The sequence below is a fragment of the Blautia sp. Marseille-P3087 genome (genome assembly GCF_900120195.1).
Lineage (GTDB): Bacteria > Bacillota > Clostridia > Lachnospirales > Lachnospiraceae > Blautia_A.
On record NZ_LT635539.1, the window covers coordinates 412,184 to 424,375 of the forward strand.

General features: G+C 43.7%; 12 protein-coding genes. All 12 read right to left on the reverse strand.

What is annotated here, in order from left to right; translation table 11 throughout:
* Positions 1 to 44: 44 nt before the first annotated feature.
* The 12 genes from rpsA to scpB all read right to left on the reverse strand — a co-directional run bounded on the left by rpsA (position 45) and on the right by scpB (position 12,171).
* Positions 45 to 1,121 (reverse strand): 30S ribosomal protein S1, encoded by a 1,077-nt coding sequence (rpsA, locus tag BQ7344_RS01925; protein WP_072521192.1) that lies wholly within the window; start codon positions 1,119 to 1,121, stop codon positions 45 to 47.
* Positions 1,102 to 1,968: a 4-hydroxy-3-methylbut-2-enyl diphosphate reductase gene (gene ispH, locus BQ7344_RS01930; RefSeq protein WP_072521193.1), complete on the reverse strand. Its 867-nt coding sequence runs from the start codon at positions 1,966 to 1,968 to the stop codon at positions 1,102 to 1,104. Before ispH ends, rpsA begins: the two co-directional genes overlap by 20 nt.
* On the reverse strand, positions 1,958 to 2,647 hold the full coding sequence (cmk, locus tag BQ7344_RS01935; RefSeq protein ID WP_072521194.1) for a (d)CMP kinase: 690 nt from the start codon (positions 2,645 to 2,647) through the stop codon (positions 1,958 to 1,960). Before cmk ends, ispH begins: the two co-directional genes overlap by 11 nt.
* Positions 2,644 to 3,900, reverse strand: coding sequence for a BaiN/RdsA family NAD(P)/FAD-dependent oxidoreductase (locus tag BQ7344_RS01940; RefSeq protein WP_072521195.1), 1,257 nt, complete (start codon positions 3,898 to 3,900; stop codon positions 2,644 to 2,646). The genes cmk and BQ7344_RS01940 overlap by 4 nt, the downstream gene beginning before the upstream one ends.
* Before the next feature lie 58 nt (positions 3,901 to 3,958).
* Entirely contained in the window at positions 3,959 to 5,371 is a 1,413-nt protein-coding gene (locus BQ7344_RS01945) for an oxaloacetate decarboxylase subunit alpha (RefSeq protein WP_015542637.1), read from the reverse strand.
* A gap of 88 nt (positions 5,372 to 5,459) precedes the next feature.
* Positions 5,460 to 6,608: a sodium ion-translocating decarboxylase subunit beta gene (locus BQ7344_RS01950; RefSeq protein ID WP_005424527.1), complete on the reverse strand. Its 1,149-nt coding sequence runs from the start codon at positions 6,606 to 6,608 to the stop codon at positions 5,460 to 5,462.
* A gap of 16 nt (positions 6,609 to 6,624) precedes the next feature.
* A complete protein-coding gene (locus BQ7344_RS01955) occupies positions 6,625 to 6,993 on the reverse strand; it encodes a biotin/lipoyl-binding carrier protein (protein WP_015542636.1) in 369 nt (122 codons plus the stop codon).
* Between the two features lie 22 nt (positions 6,994 to 7,015).
* Positions 7,016 to 7,762 carry an OadG family transporter subunit gene (locus tag BQ7344_RS01960; protein ID WP_072521196.1) on the reverse strand — a complete coding sequence of 249 codons (747 nt, stop codon included), beginning with the start codon at positions 7,760 to 7,762 and terminating at the stop codon, positions 7,016 to 7,018.
* 13 nt (positions 7,763 to 7,775) lie between these two features.
* A complete protein-coding gene (locus tag BQ7344_RS01965) occupies positions 7,776 to 9,212 on the reverse strand; it encodes an acyl-CoA carboxylase subunit beta (RefSeq protein WP_072521197.1) in 1,437 nt (478 codons plus the stop codon).
* 232 nt (positions 9,213 to 9,444) lie between these two features.
* Complete coding sequence (locus BQ7344_RS01970) at positions 9,445 to 10,683, reverse strand: D-alanyl-D-alanine carboxypeptidase family protein (protein WP_072521198.1); 1,239 nt, start codon at positions 10,681 to 10,683, stop codon at positions 9,445 to 9,447.
* 61 nt (positions 10,684 to 10,744) lie between these two features.
* Positions 10,745 to 11,539, reverse strand: a complete 795-nt coding sequence (locus tag BQ7344_RS01975; RefSeq protein ID WP_072521199.1) for a zinc dependent phospholipase C family protein — start codon at positions 11,537 to 11,539, stop codon at positions 10,745 to 10,747.
* Between the two features lie 62 nt (positions 11,540 to 11,601).
* Positions 11,602 to 12,171, reverse strand: coding sequence for an SMC-Scp complex subunit ScpB (gene scpB / locus BQ7344_RS01980; RefSeq protein ID WP_072521200.1), 570 nt, complete (start codon positions 12,169 to 12,171; stop codon positions 11,602 to 11,604).
* Positions 12,172 to 12,192 lie beyond the last annotated feature (21 nt).

A 12,192-nucleotide genomic window follows, 5' to 3' on the forward strand; every position in this document is an offset into this window, starting at 1 on the left:
TGAAAAAGCCCCGGCAATTCTGCCGGGGCTTCAAAATTCTTAAATTATTCTTCTGTAGCTTCTTCAGTCGGAGCTTCCAGAGCTTTCATGCTAAGGCTGATCTTCTTGTCTTCGCTGTTGAAGTCAACAACTTTAGCCTGAATTTCCTGTCCGATGGAAAGTACATCAGATGGTTTTGCAACATGTTCTCTGGAAATCTGAGATACATGAAGAAGTGCATCGATTCCAGGTGCAAGTTCAACAAAAGCACCGAAATCTGTCATACGAGCAACTTTACCAGTAACAACATTACCTACAGCAAAATCTTCAGCTGCGGAAAGCCATGGATTCTCTTCCGGGAATTTCATGGAAAGTGCAATCTTGTCACCATTGATTTCTTTGATGAGCACTTTTACTTCATCACCTACATTGAAGACCTTCTTCGGGTTTTCAACTCTGCCCCAGGACATTTCGGAGATATGAAGAAGTCCGTCTGCTCCACCAAGATCGATGAAAGCACCAAAATCTGTAACATTCTTTACAGTACCGGTTACAGTATCACCAACATGGATTTTCTCCATAAGTTCTTTCTGCTTTTCTGCTTTTTCTGCAAGAAGAAGCTGTTTACGGTTACCGATGATACGGCGTCTTCTTGGGTTGAATTCTGTGATAACGAATTCGATTTCTTTATCTGCATATTTAGAAAGGTCTTTTTCATATGTGTCGGAAACAAGGCTTGCAGGAATGAACACTCTTGCTTCTTCTACGTTTACACAAAGTCCGCCATCCAGTACCTGTGTTACAGGTGCTTTCAGTACTTCCTGTGATTCGAAAGCAGCTTCCAGACGTTTGTTGCCTTTTTCTGCAGCGAGTCTCTTGTAAGTCAGGATAACCTGTCCTTCACCGTCATTGACTTTCAGTACTTTTGCTTCCATGCTGTCACCAACATGAACTGCATCTGTGAGTACAAGTGAAGCATCATTGGAATATTCACTCTTAGTGATAATACCGTCTGCTTTATAACCGATATTCAGGATGATCTCATCATCTTTAACATCAATGACTGTACCCTGTACGATCTCTCCATTTCTGATTGTTTTTACGGAATCCTCCAGCATCTGTTCAAAACTCAATTCTGACATGTTCTTGAACCTCCTCAATAATTTTCTTTGGGGTGGATGCCCCTGCTGTGATACCTACATAACTACTGTGATGGAACATTTCAGAATCCAAGTCTACAGGTGTTTGTATATAGTAAGTATTTCCACATTCCTCTTTGCATATTTCAAACAGCTTTTGAGTATTGGAACTATGTCTGCCACCAATGACAAGCATAGTGTCTACCTCTCCGGCTATGTTTTGCGCTTCTTTCTGCCGTTCTTCAGTAGCATTACAAATAGTGTTTAAAATATCGCCCATATTTAAAACACTATTATCATACCTCTTTTTGCATAGAATTTCAACTAATTCTTGAAATTTGTTGTAATTAAATGTCGTCTGTGAAACAACACAGATTTCTTTGCCTTCCGGTGGAAGAAACTGCTCTGTGTCCTCTTTGTTTTTCAGAACGGTGTATGCGCCCTCACACCAGCCGCAGATTCCCTTGACTTCGGGGTGGCCCGGATCACCGAAAATAACGATGTGTTTTCCGACCTGGCTCTGCTTTTCGACAATTCGGTGTATCTTGAGTACGAAAGGACAGGTAACATCAACATAGTCCAGATGATTTGTTTCCAGTTTATCGTAAACTTCCCTGCCTACACCGTGGGAACGAATCACAACTGTTCCTTCGGAAAGAGTATCAAGGTCCTTTTCTTCGATTACCTGAACACCTCTTGCGGCAAGATCAGATACGACTTCTTCGTTGTGGATGATCGGACCGAGTGTATAGATCGGCTGTATACCCTGCTCGATAAGCTGATATACTTTATCTACTGCTCTTTTGACACCGAAACAGAAACCGGCAGTTCTGGCAACTTTAACTTTCATGAGAATCTTCTCCTGTTGTTTTTGATCTGAAAATCTGAAGGATACGGTCTACGACCTGCTGGATTGTAAGATCGGAAGAATCTACAAGCACAGCATCTTCGGCCTGGCGCAGAGGGGAAATCTCACGGCTCATATCACGCTGATCTCTTTCTTCGATATCTTTCTGAATGTCATCCAGATTACAGACAGTTCCTTTTTCCTGAAGTTCGAGATAACGTCTCCTGGCACGGGTAAGGGAACTTGCGGTCAGATAGATCTTTACATCTGCGTCCGGAAGAATCGTTGTACCGATATCGCGGCCATCCATAACAACACTCATATCTTTTGCAAGTTTGCGCTGCAAACTGAGCAGTTTTTCGCGTACACGCGGAACTGCAGAACTTACAGATGCCATATTTCCGACTTCTTCTGTACGCAGGTATGAATTTACATTCTCTCCGTTCAGAAGCACGATCTGCTCTCCATTCTGATATTCGATAGAAATTTCTGCGTCCTGACAGATGTTTCCGATCTGCTCTGTGTCGTCTCTATTGACTTTTCTGCGCAGAAGATAAAGTGCCATGGCACGATACATGGCTCCTGTATCTACATAAATAAATGATAGTTCTCTTGCCACACGTCGGGCAATCGTACTTTTGCCGGCACCTGCCGGTCCGTCAATTGCAATATTGTAGATCATTGTGTATCCTCCTGTTTATTCCTGCATACATCTGTTGCTGCGAGATATGCGGTTGACCATGCAATCTGAAGATTATAACCGCCGGTCACAGCATCAAGATCAAGCACTTCTCCGATAAAATACAGGTTTTTTATTTTTTTTGATTCCATAGTTCCGGGCTGGATCTCTCTGACAGATACTCCGCCACGGGTGATGACCGCTTCCGAAAAGCCGCCAAGACCGGTAATGGTAAATGGAAAAGCTTTTATCAGGGCACCGAAGGCCAAGCGCTCTTCTCTTGAAATGTCGTGAATGACTTTATCTTCCGGAATCGGACCGAGTCCGATGATCACAGGTGTGAGTGACGATGGGAAAAGTACACCGATCACATTTTTGAACTGTTTATTCTGTGCAGAAGAAAACTCGCGGAGAATGCGATCGTCAAGCTGTTCGTGTGATAATGCCGGTTTGAGGTCCAGATAAGCACTCAGTTCCTCTCCTTTTTGGAGAAATTTACCGATTTTGGCACTGGCTGACAGAACAAGCGGTCCGGTAATTCCGAAATGAGTGAACATCATTTCACCAAAATCCTGATAAACTGTCTTTTTGCCACGTTTGATAGTAAGTTCTACATTTCGCAGAGAAAGGCCTTTCATCAGAGGAATATATGCTTCTTTTGTGGTGAGTGGTACAAGAGACGGCATACATTCTGTAACTGTATGTCCTGTTTCAACAGCAAAACGATATCCGTCTCCGGTCGAGCCGGTAGTCGGATAAGATAGACCTCCGGTTGCAACGATCACTGCATCGGCAGTATATACTTTATTATCCGTAAGCTGTATTCCGGTTACTATTCCATTTTCTGTAAGAAGATTTTTAACTTCGCTTCGAAGATGGATCTGTACACTGTATTTTTTCATCAACTGTTCCAGTCCATGAATAATATCCGAAGAATGGTCAGATACCGGAAAAACACGGTTGCCCCGCTCTGTCTTAAGGGAAACCCCGGCATCTTCCAGTAATTGCATCATATCCTGACTGGTAAAAGAATAAAATGCACTGTAAAGAAATTTTGGATTACTCATAACAGCCTGAAGTAATTCTTCGGGATCACAGTTATTTGTAACATTACATCTTCCCTTACCTGTAATATATACTTTCTTTCCGAGCTTTTCGTTTTTTTCGAATAGAGTAACTGCACAGCCGTTTTTTGCTGATATGATGGAAGCCAGCATTCCGGCTGCGCCGCCACCTACAATGATTACTTTGTTCATAAATGCCCTTTCTGCAAAACAGACCCGTCAGATAATCTGACGGGCCTGTACCTTTGTTTTATACCGGATATGCTCCGTTCTTTGTATCTGCTGCTTTTTCGTCTACTTTTTTCTCCTGTGCCTGACGATACTTGAAGAAATCCGTAGCTACCTGTGGGAACAGTGCATAGGATAATACGTCCTCATCCTGCTCTTTGTAAGGAGCAACTTCTTTTTCGAGTTTGTCCAACTCATTGTCAATAAGATCAGCCGGACGGCATGTGATCGGTTCAGCATCACCGATGCATTTTTTCTGTACTTCCGGATTGAATGGCTTAACAGTTGCACCGTATTTTCCTAAGAGAATGTCTTTTGTCTCTTTGGTGACCATTTTGTATCTTTCGCCCATGAGTACGTTGAATACAGCCTGTGTACCAACGATCTGGGAAGACGGAGTAACGAGCGGTGGCTCACCAAGGTCTTTACGTACCTTCGGAACTTCTTCCAGAACATTATAGAATTTATCTTCTGCATGCTGTTCTTTCAGCTGAGATGTCAGGTTGGAAAGCATACCGCCTGGTACCTGATACAGAAGAGTCTTGATGTTTACACCAAGGTTTTTCGGATTGAGAAGTCCGCTGTCAAGTGCATCATCACGGATCGGACGGAAGTAATCAGCAATCTCAGCGAGGAGTTTCTGATCAAATCCTGTGTCATATGGTGTGCCTTTGAAGGTCTCAACCATAACCTCTGTTGCCGGCTGTGATGTACCGAGAGCAAATGGAGACATTGCTGTATCGATGATATCAACGCCTGCTTCTACTGCTTTCAGGTATGTCATGGAAGCAACACCGGATGTGTAATGTGTATGAAGATCGATCGGGATGCTGACAGCATCTTTGAGTGCTCCTACAAGCTCAGTTGCTTTGTATGGAAGCAGAAGACCTGCCATATCTTTGATACAGATAGAATCTGCACCCATCTCTTCGATACGCTTTGCGATGTTTACCCAGTAATCAAGTGTGTATGCATCACCTAATGTATAAGAAAGAGCAACCTGTGCATGTGCTTTTTCTTTGTTGGCAGCTTTTACAGCTGTCTGAAGGTTACGCATATCGTTAAGGCAGTCAAAAATACGGATGATGTCGATTCCGTTTGCAGCAGATTTCTGTACAAAGTACTCTACTACATCGTCTGCGTATGGACGATATCCAAGGATATTCTGTCCACGGAACAGCATCTGAAGTTTGGTGTTTTTGAAGCCGTCACGTAATTTACGAAGTCTTTCCCATGGGTCTTCCTTGAGGAAACGAAGTGAAGCATCGAAAGTAGCTCCACCCCAGCACTCTACTGCATGGTAGCCGACTTTATCCATTTTATCAACGATTGGGAGCATCTGCTCTGTGGTAAGTCTTGTTGCGATCAGAGACTGATGCGCATCACGGAGAACAGTTTCCACAATTTTTACAGGTTTTTTTTCTAATTCAGCCATTATGTTTTCTCCTTATATTTATTATACGGAAGTTCGAATCACTAAATTCAGATTTTGCCAGAGGCTCGTCTTCATCAAGTTCCTCAAATTAAACTCCAAAGATTGCCATAAATGTTCCGGCCGCAACGGCTGTACCGATTACACCGGCTACGTTTGGTCCCATGGCATGCATCAGCAGGAAGTTTGTAGGATCTGCTTCTGCACCGACTTTCTGAGAAACTCGTGCTGCCATAGGAACGGCAGATACACCTGCGGAACCAATCAGAGGATTGATCTTTCCACCGGAGAGTTTGCACATCAGTTTACCAAGCATACATCCACCGAATGTACCGAACGCGAATGCTACAAGTCCGAGAACAACGATTTTCAGAGTATCAACATTAAGGAATGCTTCTGCACTTGTGGAAGCGCCTACAGATGTACCAAGCAGGATAACTACGATGTACATCAGGGCATTGGATGCAGTCTCTGTAAGCTGTTTAACAACACCTGATTCACGGAACAGGTTACCGAGCATCAGCATACCTACCAGCGGAGCTGTTGTAGGAAGAAGTAAGCATACGACGATAGTGATTACGATCGGGAAAAGAATTTTTTCCAGTTTGCTTACCGGACGAAGCTGATCCATTTTGATTTTACGTTCTTTCTCTGTAGTACAGAGTTTCATGATCGGTGGCTGAATGATTGGAACCAGTGACATATAAGAGTATGCCGCCACCGCGATCGGTCCCATTAATGTGGTTTGTCCGAGTTTTCCGGCAAGGAAAATGGAGGTAGGACCATCTGCACCGCCGATAATGGAAATTGCCGCTGCTGCTTTTCCGTTGAATCCAAGGAAGATTGCAAGGAAGTAAGCAACGTAGATACCAAGCTGTGCAGCTGCTCCGAGAAGGAAACTCTTCGGATTGGCAATCAGCGGACCGAAGTCTGTCATCGCACCAACACCCATGAAGATCAGGGATGGAAGGATACTCCACTCATCAAGCAGGTAGAAGTAATGCAGAAGACCACCAACACCGTTGGACATGTCTTCCGGATTTGCCATAATGTCCGGGTAGATGTTTACCAGAAGCATACCAAAAGCGATCGGAACCAGAAGAAGCGGTTCAAATCCTTTCTTGATAGCAAGGAATAAGAATACACACGCCACCGCAATCATCAGGTAGTTTCCCCATGTAAGGTTGAAGAATGCTGTCTGATGGATCAGGTTGGACAAGGTTTCTGTTACATAAGACATTTGATTACCTCCCGTCCTAGTTCATTGTAGCCAGAGTATCTCCGTTTTCTACGGATGCACCTTCGGATGTATCGATGCTGGCTACTGTACCATCCTGTGGAGCAACAACCGGGATTTCCATTTTCATGGATTCCAGAATGATGATATTGTCACCGGCTTTTACTGCCTGGCCGGCAGATGCTACGATTTTGAGAACTTTGCCCGGTACGGAAGCGGTAACTTTGACTGCGCCTGCACCTGCTGCCGGAGCTGCTGCTTTTGGTGCTGCTGCCGGAGCGGCCTTAGGAGCTGCAACTGGTGCTGCTGCCGGAGCGGAAACGCTGCCTGTTTCTTCTACAGTAACTTCATATGCTGTTCCGTTTACAGTGATTGTATAACTTTTCATTTTAAATCCTCCTAATTGTCAATTACCTTTTTTTGCGGTTGATTTTGCGGATGGAACGAACAACAAATCCGTCTGTTGAAGTTCCTTCGGATGCTGCGATAGCTGCTGCGATCACGGCAATCAGTTCTGAATTGTCAGCTTCCTGTACAGGATCTGCTGCAACCGTAGCCGGTGTCGGAGCTGCTGCTGCCTCTTCTGCCGCTTTTTTCTTTGCTTTCGCTTCCTGTGCTCCGGATCCCGGAATAAACTGGAACAGGGAGATCAGGAAAATCAGCATAATAAGAATTACAAATACGGTTCCAAGTCCCATAACTGTATTCAGCGCTGCATTTTTCATAGTAGTAGCAAAAGAATATTTAACATCTACAGAAAGTGATGTAGGTGTCAGGTTCTTGTCGAATACGTAAATGAATTCAGCATCTTCTTTTTCAAAAGTAACAGGTACGGTTGCTGTATATTCATCATTGGAATATTCAATTTCAACAGAGCCTGTCTCTTTCATATCGCCGAGTTCTTCTTTTGCACCATTCCATGCAGTCATAGCATTTTCTGTAAAGTCGTCACCGGATTCCATGTATGCTTCAATCTGCTCATCAGTCAGCGGAATAATGGTTTCGGTCAGTCCCTCAGCGGTTGTTTCGATAGTTGTTTTTGTCTGATCGTCAATTTCACCGTCTGCCAGAACCAGTGATGCACCGGAAAATGTAATGGATGCGGCACATACAACTGCTGTCAGGACGGAGGAAGCTTTTTTAAACATCTGATTCATATGCTCACCTCACTTAGACTGTGCCATGTTTTTTGGATGGACGGTCTTCTCTCTTTGTGAAAAGCATTTCAAAAGCTCCGATTACGTATTTACGTGTATCAGCAGGAGCGATCACTGTGTCAACATAGCCTCTTGCTGCTGCGGATTCTACATTGGACTGAAGTTCTCTGTATGCAGCTGTTTTTTCATTCAGAACGGAAGCTTCTTCACCCGGATACATGATCTTTGCTGCGAGAGAAGCATCCATCATACCGATTTCTGCGTTGTCCCATGCATATACAAGATCTGCACCTACGGATTTGCTGTTCATTGCTACATATGCTGTACCATATGCTTTACCGATCACAACATTTACTTTCGGAACGGTTGCATCAGCAAATGCATGGATCATTTCACCAACTGCTTTTGCAATCATTTTTTCGCTGCAGAGAGTTGCTTTGAATCCTGTAACATTGGTAAGTGTCAGAACAGGGATATCAAATGCATCACAGAATTTTACAAATCCGGCTGCTTTTCTTGCGCCTCTTGCAGAGATGGTTCCGTCGAATTCTTCGGCTTTGTTGCCCTCTGCATCATACACTTCTGTTCTGTTTGCTACTGCACCAACAGTTGCTCCGTTCAGGCGAAGGAAACCTGTAACAACGTCTTTGCCGTAATCTTTCTTTGTCTCGAAAAAGATACCATTATCAGCAATTCTGGAAAGTGCAATGGATGTATCTCCGGCACATGCTGCGATGTCATCGCATGTACGGTTGAGATCATCTGTGCATTCTACGAAAGAATCATTGTCTTCAAAGTTTGAAGGAAGAAGGCCAATCAGCTGGCGGATCTGTCCGAGGATTTCTTCTTCAGAACCTGTGCCGTCGATAAGACCTGTCTCTTCGCTCTGGAATGCTGCTGCGGCTGTATCACATTTTTCAGTGTAGTTGCCGTCCAGTGCGTTCGGGCTGTTTACAAACATTTTGCCATTCTTGGATTCGATGAATGTAAAGTCTGTAAGTGCCGGGATGATTGCCATACCGCCACCGCATGTACCGAAAACTGCTGTGATCTGCGGAATCATTCCGGAAGCCAGTGTCTGTTTCAGGTAAATGGAACCAAATGCCTCAAGAGCATCAGTTGCTTCCTGAAGACGCATACCTGCACAGTCAACAAGACCGATTACAGGAGCTCCTGTCTTCATTGCAAGATCATACAGAGCGGTAATCTTTCTGGCATGCATTTCGCCGACGGTTCCGTTTAATACGGAAGCATCCTGGCTGTATACATATACAAGATTTCCGTCAATTACACCATATCCGGTGATAACACCGTCTGAAGGCGCTTTTGTTTCAGTTAAATTGAAATCAGTGGCTCTGGCTGTTACACTTTTTCCGATTTCAACAAAACTGTTTGCGTCAAGCAAAGAAGTGATTCTTGTGCCTGCTAAGCTTTGTGTTGCATTACTCATTCTTTCTTGCCCTCCATTTTATAAAATTTTAAATATAACCAAAATTTTAGCCGATTATAATTGTAACCTTTTTTGAAGTGGATTTCAACATTTTTCATGTTTTTTTGTTAAAACTTTAACTTCCTGTGTCGTTTAATGTACAGTGTTTGCTTTTCTGCCGATATATTTACAAAAAAACTTCTCCCGGTAAAGGAGAAGTTTTCGATGCTCTATTCTGGATTTCGGATGTTCATTAATGAAAGAAATTTCTGAAAACAAGTTCTGCGCAATACAAAAACGTGATTCTGTCAACGTTCTGTACGGCAAGTATCGGAAAAGATGTAATCTTCTGCCCGTTGAGCATATAAACAACTCTGCCTATCTGCTCTCCTTTTCTGACCGGTGCCTGCAATTCGTTTTTCAGACGTACCTGATATTGCAGGCGGTCATCATTATTCAGAAGAATCTTCTGCTGTTTCTCATCTTCAGTAGCTTTGACCTGACCTCTGATGTAGATGGTGCCATCCGGTAAAAAATCATCTGTATGGGAATCACTCTCCGGGATGCCGCCTTTTACCGGGATATAGGACAGATCTGGCTCCTGCCAGAAACTGCGGTAGTAAAAATTATTTTTGCCGTAATCCAGAAGTTTTAGTGTATCGTGCCATTTGTAAGTTTTGTGTCCGGGCCATCCGGCGGCAAGAAGTGCAATGATAAATGTACGGTCATCTTTTTGAACGGCACAGACATAACAGTATCCGGCATCACCGGTAAATCCGGTTTTTCCGGCGAGCACTCCGTCTGTCATGGAAAATAGTGCATTTGTATTATGAACAGAAAAAGTCCGTTTTTTACTCAGGTCAGAAAAAGAATACTCTTTTGTCTGTGCAATTTTTAAGAATATCTTATTTTTGATGGCATAACGCATGATCAGGGCAAGATCCGATGCAGTTGTGTGATGTGTCCCATCACTGTCTTCGGCATCCAGTCCGTTGGGCGTAATGAAATGTGTATCCATGCATCCGATCTCACGTGCTTTGGCATTCATCATGTCGGAAAATCCCTCTACGGAACCGCCGATATGTTCAGCAATTGCTACGGCAGAATCATTGTGGCTCTGAAGGAGCAGAGAATACAAAAGGTCTTCCAGATAATACTGCTCACCTTTTTGGAGTCCGAGTTTTACCTGTGGCTGGGAAGCTGCATTGGCAGATACCTGCACGTAATCATCACCATCGCTGTTCTCCAGTGCAAGAATGCAGGTGAGTATTTTTGTTGTGCTGGCATTCGGACGGGGCGTTTCCCCCTCTTTTTCATAAAGGATTCTGCCTGAGTCTGCATCCATCAGAACGGCAGACAGTGCATACAGATCATCCGAAAGCTGTGGCACCATCAGAATTGCATGATCCAGAGCCACGGCATGAACCGGGAGCTGACAACACAGATTACATATAAGAATTACATAGATAAACACACTGCATCTGAATTTCATAGTCCACCTCACTTATATGGACTATTTTATGCAGACAGGCAGGCTTTATTCTCAGAGACTGTTATCCGTTATAAGTATGATACCAGCGGTCTGACAGTGGCTGATCGTGTATGGAAAGCTGATACAGTTCAGTAAGCTCTTCCGATGCGGCAAGAAGTGCCTTATCAAACAGTGTGTGTAATTTATGAACCGGTACAGCGCTGCCGGGAAAGGGATCTTTTTCCATAAAGTATTCCATCATTTCAGCAGAAAGTTTTTTGCCCGTGATACGGGATAAAAAGGTAAGAAATTTTTTCCTTCTGCCGTGATTATCATAGACAAGGCAGTTCGTAATCAGTTTCATAAACTTCAGGGATGTATGGATTTCACGGGTACGGATCTTCGGAATTGCACGATGTATTACGCGTGCATAGGTCATACGTGGTATGACACCGCATGACGGATAATAATGATATGGATTTTTGCCTGTCTCAAGCATCAGGGTACGGTCGAACTCCTTTTCAAGGAGAGTATGTGAGATCACTTCTTTTTCTGCCATTTCGTATACATATGGATGACAGGTGCTGTCCAGCAGGTAATGGCATGCAAATCCAAGAAGATATGCCAACAGTTTTTCATCTTTTTTCTGTCGTACAATCGTCATGCCTCTTTCGAAAAAAGGAGCTGCTGCTTCGCGGTGCATAGCAATTCCGGTACCGGTGACTCTGGCATTTGGAATGTCATAAAAAAGAATATCCGGTCCGTGCAGGCCGATTCGAAAAAGATTTTTGTTTTTTCGGATGATCTGTTTAATTTCAGGATTCAGAAAGGCATATGCTTTCTGACCGAATAAATCATGGGCATAGGTAGTGGGCATAGGATACATCCTTTCTTTTTTATGGGTTTGTCGGTTTTATAAAGTAATTTGCCTGTGAAGGTTCAGACATCCAGACGAAGCTGAATCTCCTCTTCAGCTTCTGCCTTAAAATCTTCCAGGCGTACCGGATCTACAGAAGGCAGTTCCTCAAGGCCCTGTACTCCGAAGCAACGTAAAAACTCTTCAGTGGTACCAAAAAGGATCGGACGCCCCGGAGCATCCAGACGTCCAAGTTCTTTGACAAGTTCGTATTCGACCAGTTTGTTGATCGCATGGTCACATTTTACGCCTCGGATCTTTTCGATTTCAGCTTTTGTAACAGGCTGTTTATATGCAATGATAGACAATGTCTCCAGCATGACGTCAGTAAGTGCGGGCTTTTTTGGGTGCATTGCAAGACGTATCAGACACTCATAGTATTCTTTTTTGCTGCACATCTGGTAAGACTGCTCAAGTTCTATGATCTGAATGCCACGATCCTCCTGCTGGTAACGGTCCATCATATTCTGCAGGATTTTCCGTGTTGTTTCTTTGTCCTGCTGGATCGCGTCTGCAATCTGTGCAAGTTCAACGGAATTTCCCATTGTAAATAAGATGGCCTCGATCGCGGCTTCCAATTTCTTTATTTCCATATATTTATCCTCAATTTCTTC